We start from the raw sequence: 14,846 nt of genomic DNA, 5'->3' as shown, positions 1-14,846 counted from the left end.
ACATCGCGAACTAGGATGTCAAGCATGCTTTACATGTTAAGCAGACTTTACATAAGGGAGGTGTCCAAATGCACGAGAAACAAGTCGCCCGCGCCTACAAGACAGAGCTGTGGACTGCGGTCGCAGTGTATGTGGTCCTGCTGTTCGGCTCGATTTATGCCGGACGCCGGATGGACGAAGGCGTGCTGCGCACCGTGGTCATGGTAATCCCGATGATCGGCTTCGGCCTGATGATCCGCGCCATTGCCCGCCATGTCGCCCGCATCGACGAATACCAGCGCCAGCGCCTGCTCGAATCGCTCGCGCTCGCGTTCGCCATCACCGGCGGCGTCACTTTCACCTATGGCTTCCTCGAGACCGCCGGCTTTCCGCGCCTGTCCATGTTTACGGTATGGATCATCATGGGCGCGTCCTGGGGCGCCGTGTCCTGCATGCGCAACTTGTGGACCCGATGAAGAACCTGATCCGCGACCTGCGCGGCGAACGCGGATGGAGCCAGGCCCACCTGGCCGACCTGCTGAACGTCTCGCGCCAGACCGTGATCGCCATCGAGACCGGACGCTACGACCCCAGCCTGCCGCTCGCCTTCACGATTTCGAAACTCTTTGCACAACCGATCGAAGCCATCTTCTTCCCAGACCAGGAGCCAGCATGAACGCCTTCAACTGCAAGAAACCCTTTACCCACTTCCCCGTCGTCGTCGCCGTTCTGGTTGCGCTGATGGCCTCCAACCCGGGCCACGCGCTTGAGGCCGCCGCCGCGCCGCAAGCCAACCGCTTCGCCGCCACCATCGCTCCCGCCGAGCGTTTTGAAGTGGACGGCGTGCTGGTCGAGCTTCATGGAAAAAATGCGGGCAGCAAAGGACGTCCGCTGATCCTGATCCCGGGCCTGGCCACCGGCGGCTGGGTGTGGAACGAGACGGTGCGCGCCTTCAGCGCCGCTCATGCGGTGTATGTGCTGACCCTGCCGGGCTTCGACGGCCGCCCGGCGGCCCCGGCGAATGCCTTCGCCTCGGCGCGCGCCGCGGTGGAAAAGCTGATCGAACAGCGCCGCCTGGACAAGCCGGTGATCGTCGGCCACAGCCTGGGCGCGACCATGGCCTTCGCGGTGGCCGAAGACAGGCCGGCGCTGGTGGGCGGCGTGGTCGCCATCGACGGCCTGCCGGTCATGCCCGGCACCGAAGGCCTGCCGCCGGCCGAGCGCGGCCGCTACGCGCAGATGATGAAGGCACGCATGGGCGGCCTGCAGCCGGCCGCCTTCGCCGCCCAGCAGCAGGGCTATATGCGCACCATCGGCGTCATGGACATGGGCAAGGCCGACGACCTCGCCCTGCTGACCGGCCGCAGCGATCCCGCGTCGACCGGCCAGTACGCGGCCGACGTGGTCGAACTCGACCTGCGCCCGGGCCTGAAGAACATCCAGGCGCCGGTGCTGATGCTCTCGCCCTTCTTCGACGCCGACGGCGCCCAGCAGGGCCTGACCGCCCAGGCCAAGGCCGACTACTACCGCGCGCTGCTGCAGGGCGCGCCCAAGGTCGAGGTGGTGACGGTTTCGCCGGCGCGCCACTTCGCGATGATCGACGAACCGCAGCAGGTCAACGAGGCGATCCGGAAGTTCCTCGGCACCCTGTAAGTCAAGGCTAGCCCGGCATTGGCACCGTGCCGGGCGCTTTCACCTCGCGCATCACGAACGAGGTGTACACCTCCTTCACGCTCGGCAGCCCGTTGATGCGGGTCTCGGCAAACACGCCGTAGGCCTGCAGATCCTCCGCCACCGCCATCAACTGGTAATCGTAGCGTCCTGAAATCCGGTGGCAGGACAGCACCTGCGGGATCGCCTGGGCCGCGCGCTCGAAAGCCTGCAGGTGGCGTGTGTCCTTCTTGTCCAGCGAGATGTGGACGAAGGCCGTCACCTGGTAGCCCAGCCTGGCCGGATCGACCCTGGCCTGGTAGGCGCGGATGATCCCTTCTTCCTCGAGCCGCTTGACGCGCCGCCAGCACGGCGAAGTCGAGAGCGACACGCGCTCCGCCAGGTCGGCGCTCGACAGGCGCGCATTCCATTGCAGTTCTTCCAGGATACGGCGGTCGATGCGGTCGAGTTGGGGCATGTTCATTGCGAAATGGATCTCCAGGCGAAACGTTCATTGCGCCGAATGGGGGCGACATGGGTCAACTATAGCAAATCTTGCCGATTTGTAAGCTCTATACTTTTTGTGCCCTTCACATAATTACAACAGAACCCAAGAACCCCATCGCACAGGAGCAGTCCCCATGATCCGTTCCACCCTGCGTCTCAAACCCTCCGTCCTCCTCGTCGGCGCCGCCCTGGCGCCTGCCTTCTGGTCGCCCGTTCACGCCCAGGAGCAGGACGCCGACGCCGTCAAGAACCGCGTCGTCATCACCGGCTCTTCGATCAAGCGCATCGAAGGCGAGACCGCGCTGCCGGTGCAGGTGCTGAAGCGCGCCGACATCGAGCGCATCGGCGCCACCTCGACCGAGGAACTGGTCAAGCAACTGAGCTCCCTCAGCAGCGCCGGCAGCTCGACCACGGTGGCCAATGCCACCGGCTACGGCGGCGGCAATATCGCCACCGTCTCGCTGCGCGGCCTGGGCGGCGGACGCACGCTGGTGCTGGTCAACGGGCGCAGGGTGTCCGTGTATGGCGGCGGCTCGGCCGGTTCGGCCGGCTCCTCGGTGGACGTGAACAGCATCCCCTTGTCCGCGATCGAGCGGGTCGAGGTGCTGAAGGACGGCGCCTCGGCGGTCTACGGCAGCGACGCCATCGCCGGCGTCGTCAACTTCATCCTGCGCCGCGACTACAAGGGCCTCGAAGTATCGGGCACTTACGGCCAGCCGGCCAGGGGCGCCTCCGGCAAGGACACCAAGGCGACCCTGTTCGGCGGCATCGGCGACTACGCCGTGGACGGCTACAACCTCACGGCCGGCCTGAACCTGCAGACCACGGACGCCATCTACGGCTACGAACGCGCCTTCGCCAGCCGCCTGAACGTGGCGGAGAACAACGACTACCTGTCCTCGATCGCCTTCCCGGCCAACGTCTCGATGTACGGCACCGGCGTGCTGAAGAACCCGGTGCTGCCGAACTGCGGCCCGGTGTCGGTGGTATCGCCGTTCGCGGCCACCCGCTGCAGCTTCGACAACAGCCCCTCGGTCTCGCTGCAGCCGGACATGCGGCGCGCCAACCTGATGCTCAACGGCCGCAAGAAGCTGGACGGCGACGCCGAGCTGTATTTCGAGGGCGGCTACACGCGCAACGAAATAACCTCGCAGACGCAGTCGGTGCCGATGGCCTGGAACGCCATCACCACCGCCACCAATCCCTACGTCCCGGCCTACAAGGCGCTGATGGCGCAGTACCCGGGCACGGCCAGGTACAACGTCGGCATCGGCGGCTTCGTGCTGATCCCGTCGAGCCCCTACTATCCGAAGGACTTCGCTGCCGCCAACGGCCTGACCGGCCTGCCGCTGCTGCTGAACTACCGCGACGTCGCCAACGGCGTGCGCAGCACCCAGGACATTTCGCAGAACTCGCGCTTCCTGGCGGGCGCGCGCGGCAGCGTGGCGGGCTGGGACCTGGACTCGGCCTTCCTGTTCAGCCAGAGCAGGGTGACGGAAAACCTGTTGGGCGGCTATGCGCAATACTCGAAAGTGCTGCCCATCCTGAACAGCGGCGCGATCAACCCCTTCGGCGACACAACCGACAAAGCCGCGCTGGAAGCCGTGCGCGCCGCCGAATTCCGCGGCACCAGCTACGACACCAAAACCTCGACCACCTCGATCGACGCCAAGGCCTCGCGCGAACTGTTCGCGCTCCCGGCCGGCATGCTGGCGGTGGCGGTGGGCGCCGAGCTGCGCCGCGAGAAGTTCGAGTACAACCCCTCGGTGGCGATCCAGACCGGCGACATCGCGGGCCTGGGCGGCAATGCCTTCCCGGTGCTCGGCCAGCGCAACGTCAGCTCGGCCTATGCCGAGGCCAGCATCCCGATCGTGAAGACGCTGGATGGCGACGTCGCCGTGCGCTACGACCGTTACCAGGGCGTGGGCTCGACCGTGAATCCGAAGGCCTCGCTGCGCTGGCAGCCGAGCGCTTCCTGGCTGGTGCGCACCGCCGCCGGCACCGGCTTCCGCGCGCCCTCGCTGACGGACCTGTACACGCCGCAAGCCACCAGCGTGACCGCGAACGGCACCCGCGACCCGATCCGCTGCCCGAACATCGCCACCGGCGCGCCGGGCGACTGCAACTTCCAGTTCACCACCATCACCGGCGGCAATCCGAACCTGAAGCCCGAGAAATCGGTGTCCTACACCTTCGGCGTCATGTTCGAGCCGACCCGCGACCTCTCGCTCAGCCTCGACGCCTTCAGCCTGCAATTGAAGGATGCGATCGTGGTCGGGGGCCTGTCGTCGACCTACTTCCTGGCCAACGCCGACCGCGCGAAACAGTACGCCGCCTTCATCGTGCGCGGCGCACCGGACGGCAACGCCAGCGGCGCGGGACCGATCACCGGCATCATCCAGACCAACGCCAACCTGTTCCGCACCAAGGTCGCCGGCGTCGACCTCGACGGCCGCTACGCGCTCCGGCTGAACGGCGCCAACCGCCTCAGCTTCCGCGTGTCCGGCACCTATCTGGGCAAGTACGACGTCCAGGGTCCGGACGGCAGCTACACCTCCTCGCTCGACCAGGCCCTGAACGCATCCGGCGGCGTGGTGCTGCGCTGGAAGCACAACGCCAGCGCCACCTGGCAAGCCGGATCCTTCGAGGCCACGCTGTCGCAGAACTACCAGAAGGCTTATACCGACGTTGCCGCCAACCGCGCCCCGGCCGGCACCCCGGTGCGCAAGGTCGGCGCCTACCAGACCTTCGACCTGCAGCTCGGCTACAACGGCATCAAGTCGACCCGCCTGGCGCTGGGCGTGAAGAACCTGACGGACCGCGATCCGCCCTACACCAACCTGACCTCGAACTTCCTGGGCGGCTACGACGTGAGCTACGGCGATCCGCGCGGCCGCTACGTGTATGTGAGCGCGACCTACGCCTGGAAGTGATATATGCTTTTGTTTCATTCGCAAGGAGTTTCAATGCCCCGTCTTACCAAGCTATCCCTGGCCCTGCTGCTCGCAGGCGCCGCGTCCGCACAAGCCGCGGAGTCCGCAGCCGACCGCCCCCTGCCTGCACGCCAGGCCGAGATCGACGCCATCGTCAAGGAGATCTCGCCGCAGCGCATCCAGGCTTACGTGAATAAACTGGTCGGCTTCGGCACCCGCCACACGATGTCGGACACCACCTCCGAAACCCGCGGCATCGGCGCCGCGCGGCGCTGGATCAAGTCGGAGATGGAGCGCTGCGGCGCCGGCCGCCTGGAGGTGCGCTTCGACGGCCACCTGCACCCGGTCGACAATCGCATCGACAAGCCGACCGAGATCGTCAACGTGGTCGCCACCCTGCCCGGCACCCAGGCAGCCTCGAAGGACCGCTACTACGTGGTCAGCGGGCACTACGACTCACGCGTCACCGACGTGATGAACGCCACCGCCGACGCGCCGGGCGCCAACGACGACGCCTCCGGCACCGCGGCCGTGATCGAAATGGCCTGCGTGATGGCGCGCCACAAGTTCGACGCCAGCCTGGTCTTCATGACGGTGGCGGCCGAGGAACAGGGTCTGTACGGTTCCGGCGACTTCGCCAAAAAGGCCAAGGCGAACAAGATGAACATCGCCGGCATGCTGAACAACGACATCATCGGCAGCTCCCACGACGAAAAGGGCAAGCTGGACAACAGCCACGTGCGCCTGTTCGCGGAAGGCGTGCCACCGCTGCGCGAAGCGCCCTCGCCCGAGCTGCGCACCCTGCTGGTGACCGGCGGCGAAAACGATTCGATCACGCGCCAGCTGGCGCGCCACGTCAAGGAAACCGGCGAGCGCTACGTTCCCAACTTCAAGGTCGACATCATTTACCGGCGCGACCGCTACCTGCGCGGCGGCGACCACAGCCCCTTCCTCGACGCCGGCTACGCCGCGGTGCGCTTCACGGAGCCGAACGAGGACTTCAATCACCAGCACCAGGACCTGCGCGTCGAAAAGGGCGTGAAGATCGGCGACTACCCCGAATTCGTCGACCCCGAGTACGTGGCCCAGGTGACGCGCGTGAACGCCGCCTCGCTGGCGTCGCTGGCGCTGGCCCCGGCCGCACCGCAGGAGGTGAAGGTGAAGACCGCGGCCCTCGACAACGGCACCGACCTGGTCTGGAAGGCAAATGCGGAACCGGACGTGGCAGGCTACCGCGTGGTCTGGCGCGAAACGACCTCGCCGCTGTGGCAGGGCTCGCGCTTCGTCGGCAACGCGACCACCGCGCGCATCGACATGTCCAAGGATAACGTGCTGTACGGCGTGCAGGCCGTGGACAAGGACGGCAACGTCAGCCCGGCGACCTATCCGCTGCCGATGCGCTGATCGTCCAGCACTGAGCGGGAAAAACCTGCGACAACTTACGCCGCGGCGCAGCATGCCGCGGCGTTTTCTTTTGGCGCGCCGCTTTTCGCGCGCTCCCCAGCGCCAGCGCAAGGAATCGCCGAAACACATGGGTAATACTCACGCCGCATCGTGCTTTTTCCCTATGCAGTGCAGCATTTATTGATGAGCAGAAGCACAACAATTATCTTGACTTGTATTCTGCTGAGCATATTCTTATGCGTACAACAAGATCTTTGAAGATCGACTGGTAGTCCGTATCACATTCTTGGAGGATGTAAATGTCGGCAATGACCCGTAGGACATTGCTGGGCGCAATCGCGACCAGCCCGCTCTGGCTTCAAGCTGCATGGGCCCAGCCCACGAATCTCAAGATTTCCCATCAGTTCCCCGGCGGCAGCGTCGCCGAAGGCGATTTCCGCGACCGTCTGTGCCGCATGTTCGCGGCCGGGGTCGAACGCCGCAGCAAGGGCAGGCTGAAGTTTTCGATCTACCCGCAATCCTCGCTCATGAAGAGCGAAGACCAGATTCCCGCCGTCTCCAAAGGCCAGCTCGATATGGCGCTGGTGCCGCTGACCTATGCCGGCGCCGAACTGCCGGAAGTGAACATCGGCCTGATGCCCGGCCTGGTGACCTCCTACGAGCAGGGCTACGCCTGGAAGGACGCCGAGATCGGCAAGGAATTCAGCCGCATGCTGGCCGACAAGGGCATCATCATCCTGAGCTGGATCTGGCAGGCGGGTGGCGTCGCCTCGCGCGGCAAGCCCGTCGTCAACCCCGAGGATGCGGCCGGCCTGAAGGTGCGCGGCGGCTCGCACGAGATGGACCTGATGCTCAAGGAAGCCGGCGCCAGCGTCGTCAGCATGCCTTCGAACGAAATCCGCGCCGCCATGGAAAAGGGCCAGCTGGATGCGGCCATGACCTCTTCGTCTTCGCTGATCTCGTTCCGCCTGGACGAAGTCTCGAAGTACGTGACCACCGCGCGTGGCGGCGCCTACTGGTTCATGCTGGAGCCGCTGCTGATCTCGAAGGCCGCTTTCGACCGCCTTAGCAGGGAGCAGCAAGGCATTCTGATGTCGGTGGGCGCCGAACTCGAAGCCTTCGCGCGCAAGTCGGCGCAGACCGACGATGCCGCGGTGGCGGCCCTGTTCCAGGGCAAGGGCGGGAAGACGGTCGACCTGAACGGCGAGACGCTGCGCAAGTGGCAGGAACTGGCGCGGGCGACGGCGTGGAAGGATTACGGGTCGCGTAACGAAAATTGTGCGAAGTTGCTGGCGCTGGCGGAGAAGACGCTGGCTTAATTAGCGCCGTCATTCCCGCGCAGGCGGGAATCCAATTTTTACAGTCAGCCACTAGCCATGTCGTAGTCGGCTACTCGCCGAACTTGGGTCCCCGCCTCCGCGGGGACGACGATTCAAACGTTCCGGGCCGATTCAACCGCCCGTGACCGGCGGGAAAAACGCTACCTCCCCACCCTCACGCACCGCCGTCTCCGGCTCGCACATCACATGGTTGAAAGCCATGCGCAGCGCCCGGTCGCACCCCAGCGCCTCGGCCCACGCGCCGCCGCGCGCGATCAGGAAGTCGCGCACCGCGCCCACCGTCGCCACGCCCTCGGGCAGCGTCACCGCCTCCCCGGCCGTACCGACAGCCTCGCGCACGCTGGCAAAAAATCGCAGATTGATGTTCATGTCAGTGTTGAAGTGAAGCGAAGGGAATGAAGCGCACCAGGTCGCCCCGCGCGATCGCCTGGCCCGGCGGGCAATCGATCAGGCCGTCGGCCCAGACAGTCGAAGTCAGCACGCCCGAGCCCTGGTTCGGGAACAGCTCCAGACCGCCCTGCTCGTTGATGCGGGCGCGCAGGAATTCGTTGCGGCGGTCGGGCTTGGCCCAGTCGAAATCGGCGCGCATCTGCAGCGCGCGCGGGCTGACATCGCCGCTCACGCCCTGCAGGCGCAGCAGGAAGGGCCGCACGAACAGCAGGAAGGTGACGAAGCTCGATACCGGGTTGCCCGGCAGGCCGAGAAAGAACGCGGAGCCCACCTCGCCGAAGGCCAGCGGCTTGCCCGGCTTGACCGCGATCTGCCACATGTTCAGCCGGCCTTCCGCTTCCACGGCCGGCTTGATGTGGTCTTCCTCGCCCACCGAGACGCCGCCGGAGGTGATGATCAGGTCGTGATTGCGCGCCGCTTCGCGCAAGGTGTCGCGGGTCGCCTGCAGCGAGTCCGGCACGATGCCGTAGTCGGTGAATTCGCAGCCGAAGTTTTCCAGCAGGCCGCGCAGGGTGAAGCGGTTCGAGTTGTAGATCGCGCCCGGTTTCAGGGCTTCGCCCGGCATCGCCAGCTCGTCGCCGGTGAAGAACACCGCCACGCGCAGGCGCCGGCGCACCGGCAGCTGCGCCAGGCCGACCGAAGCGGCCAGACCCAGCTCCTGGCTGCGCAGGCGGGTGCCGCCTGGGAGGATCACCGCGCCTGCGCGCACGTCCTCGCCCGCACGGCGGATCCATTCGCCCGATTGCGGCGCATGCTTCACGGTGACCACATCGCCATTCAGTTCGCACTGCTCCTGCATCACCACGGCGTCCGCGCCTGCGGGAATCAATGCGCCGGTGAAGATGCGCGCCGCGGTGCCCGGTTCCAGGTAGCTGCCCACCTGGCCGGCCGGGATGCGCTGGGCCACCTTCAGCTGCGCCGCGCCGCTCGCGCAATCGGCGGCGCGCACCGCGTAACCGTCCATCTGGGTATTGTCGGCGCTGGGCACGTCCAGTTTCGAGGCCTGGTCCTCGGCCAGGACGCGGCCGTTGGCTTCGAGCGTGTCGACCAGTTCGACCTCCGCCACCGGACGGGCCGCGGCCAGCAGGAAATCGAATGCCTCCTTCACCGGCATCAGCGGCTTGCGCGCAGGCGCCGCGGCTGGCGTTGGAGCGCTCATTGCCCGGTCCTCTCGGCGATGTAGGCCTTCATCTGCGCCACGTCCGCCTTCATCACGACGAAGCGCTGCGGCAGGGTCTCGATGTTCTCGAAGCCGGCCGGACGCTCGGCATCCGTACCCAGGGCTTCGAGGATGGTCTCGTTGAACTTGGCGGCCAGCGCGGTCTCCAGCACGATCATCGGGATGCCCGGCTCGCGGTGGGCGCGCGCGACCTTGATGCCGTCGGCGGTGTGGGTGTCGATGGTGATGCCGTAGTCGTCGGCGACTTCGCGGATCGTGTTCAGGCGGTCCTCGTGCGTCGAGCAGCCCGAGACGAAGCCGTATTCGGCCACGCGCCTGAATTCGTCGCCGTCGCTGCCCGGCGCGCCCGACAGGTCGAAGCCGCCTTGGGTCTCGACCTTGCGGAACAGCGCGTGCGTGCGCTCGGCGTCGCGGCCCACCAGGTCGTAGACGAAGCGCTCGAAGTTCGAGGCCTTCGAGATGTCCATCGACGGGCTGCTGGTGTGGAAGGTCTCGGCCGGCTTGCGCACGCGGTAGACGCCGGTGCGGAAGAACTCGTCCAGCACATTGTTCTCGTTGGTCGCGACCACCAGCTTGGCGATCGGCAGGCCCATCATGCGGGCGATGTGGCCGGCGCAGATATTGCCGAAGTTCCCCGACGGGACCGTGAACGAAACCTTCTGCTCGTTCGAAGTCGTGGCCTTCAGGTAGCCGCGGAAGTAGTAGACCACCTGCGCCACCACGCGCGCCCAGTTGATCGAGTTGACCGTGCCGATCTTGTGGCGGGCCTTGAATTCGAGGTCGTTCGAGACCGCCTTCACCATGTCCTGGCAATCGTCGAACACGCCTTCGACCGCGATGTTGAAGATGTTCGGGTCCTGCAGGCTGAACATCTGCGCGGTCTGGAAGGCGCTCATCTTGGCGTGCGGGGACAGCATGAAGACGCGGATGCCGCGCTTGCCGCGCATCGCATACTCGGCGGCGCTGCCGGTGTCGCCGGAGGTGGCGCCGAAGATGTTCAGCTCATCGCCGTTCTTCGCCAGCGCATGCTCGAACAGATTCCCCAGCAGCTGCATCGCCATGTCCTTGAAGGCCAGGGTCGGACCGTTCGACAGGCCCTGCAGGATCAGCCTGCCGTCCGCGCCCTCTTCCAGCACGCGCAGCGGCGTGATATCAAAGCTCGATTCGTCGGCGCGGGCGTTGCGGTAGACCTCGGGCGTGTAGGTCTTGCTCGTCAGCGCCTTCAGGTCTGCGTCGGGGATGTCGGTGGCGAACTTGCGCAGGATTTCATAGGCCAGGTCGGCATACGACAGGCTGCGCCAGGCATCGAGCTCGGCGCCCGTTACCTGCGGATACTCGGCCGGCAGGTACAGTCCGCCGTCCGGCGCGAGGCCGCCCAGGAGGATGTCGGAAAAACCTTGGGGATTGCGTGCTGCGGACGCGCTGGTCGCGCGGGTGGAGACATAGTGCATACGGTAAGCGGGATCGAAGTTGGAAGGCGTTGACTATTCAATTATAGTGCGCGCGCAGCAAACTTGTCTTTTTACCGAATTTTGTTCAGGTTTCGGCCCGTGGGCTCGGGGAGCCCACCCTACGTTTATCGCAACTCGTAGGGTGGGGCATTTCAGGCCAGTGGCCTGAAATGCGAGTCCACGTCAGCACATCAGCAAGCAGCGTGATTCACCGTCACCACGTGGATAGCGAGGCCACCCAAGGAAGTCTCCTTGTACTTCGCCTGCATGTCGTACCCCGTCTGCCGCATGGTCTCGATCACATTGTCGAGACTGACGAAGTGGGTGCCATCGCCTTTCATGGCCAGCGAGGCCGCGGTGATCGCCTTGATCGCGCCCATGCCGTTGCGTTCGATGCAGGGGATCTGCACCAGGCCGCCGATCGGGTCGCAGGTCATGCCGAGGTGGTGCTCGATGCCGATTTCCGCCGCGTTCTCGATACGCTCGTTGGAGCCGCCGAGCGCCGCCACCAGGCCCGCCGCCGCCATCGCGCAGGCCACGCCGACCTCGCCCTGGCAGCCGATTTCCGCGCCCGAGATCGAGGCGTTCTTCTTGCACAGCATGCCGATCGCCGCGGAGGTCAGCAGGAAGTCGCGGATGCCCTTGGCCGGATCGCTGGGGCGGCAGTCCTCGGCGTAGTAGCGCAGCACCGCCGGGATGATGCCGGCCGCGCCATTGGTCGGCGCCGTCACGACCCGGCCGCCGGCCGCGTTCTCTTCGTTGACGGCCATCGCGTACAGGGTCACCTGGTGGGTCGCATCGTGCGGCAGTTCGTTGCGGCGGTTGCCGGCGTCGCAGTGCGCCTGCTTCCACAGCTTGGCCGCGCGGCGCTTGACGTTCAGGCCCCCGGGCAGCTGGCCTTCGGTGACCAGGCCGTGGGCGATACAGTCGCGCATCACGTCCCAGATGCGGTCCAGGCCTGCGTCCAGCTCGGCCTCGCTGATGCGCGACAGCTCGTTCGCGCGCAGCATGTGCGGGATCGACAATCCGTGCTCGCGGCCATGGGCCAGCAGGTCGCTCATGGTACTGAACGGGAACGGCACCGTGGAGGCGGCGCCATCGGCGTCCAGCGCGCGGCTCTGGCTCTCGCCCGCCGCGGTGATGAAGCCGCCGCCCACCGAATAGTAGATGCGTTCGATGACGCTGCCGTCGGCCAGCTGGAGCACGAACTTCATGCCGTTCGGGTGTTCCGGCAGCGAGGACTGCTTGTGCCACACCAGGCCGGTGCGGTACTGGAAAGGCACTTCCCTGGCGCCCAGCAGCTTCAGGACGCCGTCCAGCTCGGCCTCGGCCAGCTTGTCCTCGACGCTGTCCGGATCCACGCCCTGCGGGGTCTCGCCCATCAGGCCCAGGATCACTGCCTTGTCGGTGGCGTGGCCGACGCCGGTCAGGGCCAGCGAGCCATAGAGGTGGGCTTCGACGCCCACCGCCTGCGACAGGTCCCCGCATTCGAGCAGGAAGCGGCGGGCCGCGACCATCGGGCCGACCGTGTGGGAGCTGGAGGGGCCGATGCCGATCTTGAATAAGTCAAATACGCTCATGTCCATGAGCTGTCTCCTGAAAAATCTTCTTTATTATTTGTGGGCGAAGCATGCCACGGCAAGGGCCGTGTAAACGTCGTTCCCGCGAAGGCGGGAACCCAAGTTTGGCGATATGCCGCGAACTTGGATTCCCGCCTGCGCGGGAATGACGTGGCTATTTAGGCAGTCTGGCCAACGTCCACGTTCTCGAGCATCGAGTCAACCATCTCCTCGACACCAATCTTCGCCTTCCAGCCCCAATCGGACGTAGCACGCGCATCGTCCAGGCTCTTCGGCCACGAATCCGCAATCGCCTGGCGGCTATCCGGCTTGTACGCGATCTCGAAGGCCGGCAGCTTCGCCTGGATCGCCGCCGCCAGTTCGCGCGGGTTGAAGGATACGCCCGCCACGTTGTACGAGGAACGGATCACGACCTTCTCGGCCGGCGCATCCATCAGCTCGATGGTGGCGCGGATCGCGTCCGGCATGTAGATCATCGGCAGCGTGGTTTCCGGGCCGAGGAAGCATTCATACGTGTCGCCCTTCAGCGCCGAGTGGAAGATCGCAATCGCGTAGTCGGTGGTGCCGCCGCCCGGAGGCGACTTGAAGCTGATGATGCCCGGATAGCGGATGCTGCGCACGTCGACGCCGTACTTGGCGTGGTAGTACTCGCACAGGCGCTCGCCGGCCAGCTTGCTGATGCCGTAGATCGAGGTCGGGTCCATCACCGTGTACTGCGGGGTGCTCTCGGCCGGCGTGTTCGGGCCGAAGGCGGCGATCGACGACGGCCAGAACACCTTCAGCGGCTTGCCGGCCTCAACGCGTTCGCGGGCGATTTCCAGGATGTTCAGCAGGCCGTCCATGTTCAGGCTCCAGGCCTTCAGCGGGGCTTTTTCGCCGGTGGCCGACAGCAGCGCGGCCAGCTGGTAGACCTGGGTCACGCCTTCTTCGAGGATCAGGCGGGCCACGGCGTCACGGTCCATGACGTCGAGGCGGGTGTAGCGCTCGGCGCCGTAGACGTTGGTTTCGCCGATGTCCGACGCGATGACGTTTTGCGCGCCGTGCTGCTGCGCGAGCGCGGTCACGAGTTCGCTGCCGATCTGGCCGTTGGCGCCGATGATGAGGATGCGTTCCATGCTTTACCTACCTGTTCTCAGTTGCTTTTAATGATGCCCAGCTCGCGGCCGGCCTGCTCGAATGCTGTCAAGACGGTGTCGAGCTGTTCGCGGGTATGCGCCGCCGACAGCTGGACGCGCACGCGCGCCTGGCCCATCGGCACCACCGGGTAGAAGAAGCCCGACAGCAGCACGCCCAGTTCGAACATGCGGGCCGCGAATTTCTGCGCCACCGGCGCGTCGAACAGCATCACCGGCACCACCGGGTGGGTGCCCGGCTTGATGGTGAAGCCGATGCGCTCGATCTCCTTGCGGAAGTAGGCGGTGTTCTCGTGCAGGCGGTCGCGCAGGGAGGTAGACTTGCTGATGCGGTCCAGCACGGCGATCGAGGCGCCGGCGATCATCGGCGCCAGGGTGTTCGAGAACAGGTAGGGACGCGATTTCTGGCGCAGGGTCTCGATGACTTCCTTGCGGCCCGAGGTGAAGCCGCCCATCGCGCCGCCCAGGGCCTTGCCGAGGGTGCCGGTGATGATGTCGATCTTGCCCATCATGTTGAAGTGCTCGTGGGTGCCGCGGCCCGTCTTGCCCATGAAGCCGGAGGCGTGCGATTCGTCGATCATGGTCAGGGCGCCGTACTTTTCGGCCAGCTCGACGATCTTGTCCAGCTGGGCGATGGTGCCGTCCATCGAGAAGGCGCCGTCGGTGACGATGATCTTGTGGCGCTTGCCGGCGTCGGTGGCGGCGATCAGCTGCTTTTCCAGGTCGGCCATGTCGTTGTTGGCGTAGCGGTAGCGCGCGGCCTTGCACAGGCGGATGCCGTCGATGATCGAAGCGTGGTTCAGGGCGTCCGAGATGATCGCGTCGTTCTCGTCGAACAGCGGCTCGAACACGCCGCCGTTGGCGTCGAAGGCGGCCGCGTACAGGATGGTGTCTTCGGTGCCGAGGAAGTCGGACAGCTTCTGCTCCAGTTCCTTGTGCACGGTCTGGGTGCCGCAGATGAAGCGCACCGAGGACAGGCCGTAGCCGTACTTCTGCAGCGCCGCTTCGGCCGCTTTCTGGGTTTCCGGATCGCCGGACAGGCCGAGGTAGTTGTTGGCGCACATATTGATCAGGGTGCGGCCATCCGATGCGACCACTTCCGCGCCCTGGCGCGATGCGAGCACGCGTTCGGGCTTGAACAGGCCCTCGGTCTGGAGCGTGTCGAGTTTGGTCTGGAGGGCGCTATAGAATGCCTGGTCGCTCATGTCTTCCTCGTCCTTGTATTTTCCGGCTTGACCG

General features: G+C 65.8%; 13 protein-coding genes. 6 read left to right on the top strand and 7 right to left on the bottom strand.

All coding sequences use genetic code 11. The features are described from left to right. The first annotated feature begins 68 nt into the window (after positions 1-68). The 3 genes from LQV39_RS07565 to LQV39_RS07555 are packed head-to-tail and all read left to right on the top strand — an operon-like array spanning position 69 to position 1,632. A complete protein-coding gene (locus tag LQV39_RS07565) occupies positions 69-455 on the top strand; it encodes a hypothetical protein (RefSeq protein WP_230022729.1) in 387 nt (128 codons plus the stop codon). Continuing rightward, the gene (locus tag LQV39_RS07560) at positions 452-655 is read left to right on the top strand and encodes a helix-turn-helix transcriptional regulator (RefSeq protein ID WP_230022726.1); all 204 of its coding nucleotides are present in this window, start codon (positions 452-454) and stop codon (positions 653-655) included. Before LQV39_RS07565 ends, LQV39_RS07560 begins: the two co-directional genes overlap by 4 nt. After that, positions 652-1,632, top strand: a complete 981-nt coding sequence (locus LQV39_RS07555) for an alpha/beta fold hydrolase (protein WP_230022724.1) — start codon at positions 652-654, stop codon at positions 1,630-1,632. Before LQV39_RS07560 ends, LQV39_RS07555 begins: the two co-directional genes overlap by 4 nt. 7 nt (positions 1,633-1,639) lie before the next feature. Here the strand turns inward: LQV39_RS07555 and LQV39_RS07550 are convergent, their stop codons facing one another. Further along, positions 1,640-2,113: an Lrp/AsnC family transcriptional regulator gene (locus tag LQV39_RS07550; RefSeq protein ID WP_230022721.1), complete on the bottom strand. Its 474-nt coding sequence runs from the start codon at positions 2,111-2,113 to the stop codon at positions 1,640-1,642. Between the two features lie 157 nt (positions 2,114-2,270). Here LQV39_RS07550 and LQV39_RS07545 point away from each other — a divergent pair, with 157 nt between their 5' ends. From LQV39_RS07545 to dctP, 3 genes are all read left to right on the top strand, one after another. Next, positions 2,271-5,069 (top strand): TonB-dependent receptor, encoded by a 2,799-nt coding sequence (locus LQV39_RS07545; protein ID WP_230022718.1) that lies wholly within the window; start codon positions 2,271-2,273, stop codon positions 5,067-5,069. A 33-nt stretch (positions 5,070-5,102) separates the two neighbouring features. Next, entirely contained in the window at positions 5,103-6,473 is a 1,371-nt protein-coding gene (locus tag LQV39_RS07540) for a M28 family peptidase (RefSeq protein ID WP_230022714.1), read from the top strand. A gap of 299 nt (positions 6,474-6,772) precedes the next feature. After that, positions 6,773-7,792, top strand: coding sequence for a TRAP transporter substrate-binding protein DctP (gene dctP, locus LQV39_RS07535; protein ID WP_230022711.1), 1,020 nt, complete (start codon positions 6,773-6,775; stop codon positions 7,790-7,792). A gap of 132 nt (positions 7,793-7,924) precedes the next feature. Here the strand turns inward: dctP and moaD are convergent, their stop codons facing one another. The 6 genes from moaD to LQV39_RS07505 form a co-directional block, all read right to left on the bottom strand. Then, positions 7,925-8,182, bottom strand: a complete 258-nt coding sequence (gene moaD, locus LQV39_RS07530) for a molybdopterin converting factor subunit 1 (RefSeq protein ID WP_230022701.1) — start codon at positions 8,180-8,182, stop codon at positions 7,925-7,927. Position 8,183: 1 nt separating this feature from the next. Continuing rightward, complete coding sequence (glp, locus tag LQV39_RS07525) at positions 8,184-9,422, bottom strand: gephyrin-like molybdotransferase Glp (RefSeq protein WP_230022698.1); 1,239 nt, start codon at positions 9,420-9,422, stop codon at positions 8,184-8,186. Then, positions 9,419-10,894, bottom strand: a complete 1,476-nt coding sequence (thrC, locus tag LQV39_RS07520) for a threonine synthase (RefSeq protein WP_230022695.1) — start codon at positions 10,892-10,894, stop codon at positions 9,419-9,421. The genes glp and thrC overlap by 4 nt, the downstream gene beginning before the upstream one ends. Positions 10,895-11,085: 191 nt before the next feature. Further along, entirely contained in the window at positions 11,086-12,480 is a 1,395-nt protein-coding gene (locus LQV39_RS07515; protein ID WP_230022686.1) for an L-serine ammonia-lyase, read from the bottom strand. A 152-nt stretch (positions 12,481-12,632) separates the two neighbouring features. Further along, positions 12,633-13,589: an NAD-dependent epimerase/dehydratase family protein gene (locus LQV39_RS07510; RefSeq protein ID WP_230022684.1), complete on the bottom strand. Its 957-nt coding sequence runs from the start codon at positions 13,587-13,589 to the stop codon at positions 12,633-12,635. Between the two features lie 17 nt (positions 13,590-13,606). Then, entirely contained in the window at positions 13,607-14,812 is a 1,206-nt protein-coding gene (locus tag LQV39_RS07505; RefSeq protein ID WP_230022675.1) for a glycine C-acetyltransferase, read from the bottom strand. Between the last annotated feature and the right edge of the window lie 34 nt (positions 14,813-14,846).

Source organism: Massilia sp. Bi118, from assembly GCF_918697865.1.
Lineage (GTDB): Bacteria > Pseudomonadota > Gammaproteobacteria > Burkholderiales > Burkholderiaceae_D > Telluria.
The sequence above is the reverse complement of the archived record's forward strand: the minus strand, read 5'-3'. Positions and strand labels throughout refer to the sequence as shown.

Bases quoted from the DNA above. Each gene is read 5' to 3' on its own strand.
- LQV39_RS07565 (WP_230022729.1), top strand. From the start codon at position 69: ATGCACGAGAAACAAGTCGCCCGCGCCTACAAGACAGAGCTGTGGACT.
- LQV39_RS07560 (WP_230022726.1), top strand. From the start codon at position 452: ATGAAGAACCTGATCCGCGACCTGCGCGGCGAACGCGGATGGAGCCAG.
- LQV39_RS07555 (WP_230022724.1), top strand. From the start codon at position 652: ATGAACGCCTTCAACTGCAAGAAACCCTTTACCCACTTCCCCGTCGTC.
- LQV39_RS07550 (WP_230022721.1), bottom strand. From the start codon at position 2,113: ATGAACATGCCCCAACTCGACCGCATCGACCGCCGTATCCTGGAAGAA.
- LQV39_RS07545 (WP_230022718.1), top strand. From the start codon at position 2,271: ATGATCCGTTCCACCCTGCGTCTCAAACCCTCCGTCCTCCTCGTCGGC.
- LQV39_RS07540 (WP_230022714.1), top strand. From the start codon at position 5,103: ATGCCCCGTCTTACCAAGCTATCCCTGGCCCTGCTGCTCGCAGGCGCC.
- dctP (WP_230022711.1), top strand. From the start codon at position 6,773: ATGTCGGCAATGACCCGTAGGACATTGCTGGGCGCAATCGCGACCAGC.
- moaD (WP_230022701.1), bottom strand. From the start codon at position 8,182: ATGAACATCAATCTGCGATTTTTTGCCAGCGTGCGCGAGGCTGTCGGT.
- glp (WP_230022698.1), bottom strand. From the start codon at position 9,422: ATGAGCGCTCCAACGCCAGCCGCGGCGCCTGCGCGCAAGCCGCTGATG.
- thrC (WP_230022695.1), bottom strand. From the start codon at position 10,894: ATGCACTATGTCTCCACCCGCGCGACCAGCGCGTCCGCAGCACGCAAT.
- LQV39_RS07515 (WP_230022686.1), bottom strand. From the start codon at position 12,480: ATGGACATGAGCGTATTTGACTTATTCAAGATCGGCATCGGCCCCTCC.
- LQV39_RS07510 (WP_230022684.1), bottom strand. From the start codon at position 13,589: ATGGAACGCATCCTCATCATCGGCGCCAACGGCCAGATCGGCAGCGAA.
- LQV39_RS07505 (WP_230022675.1), bottom strand. From the start codon at position 14,812: ATGAGCGACCAGGCATTCTATAGCGCCCTCCAGACCAAACTCGACACG.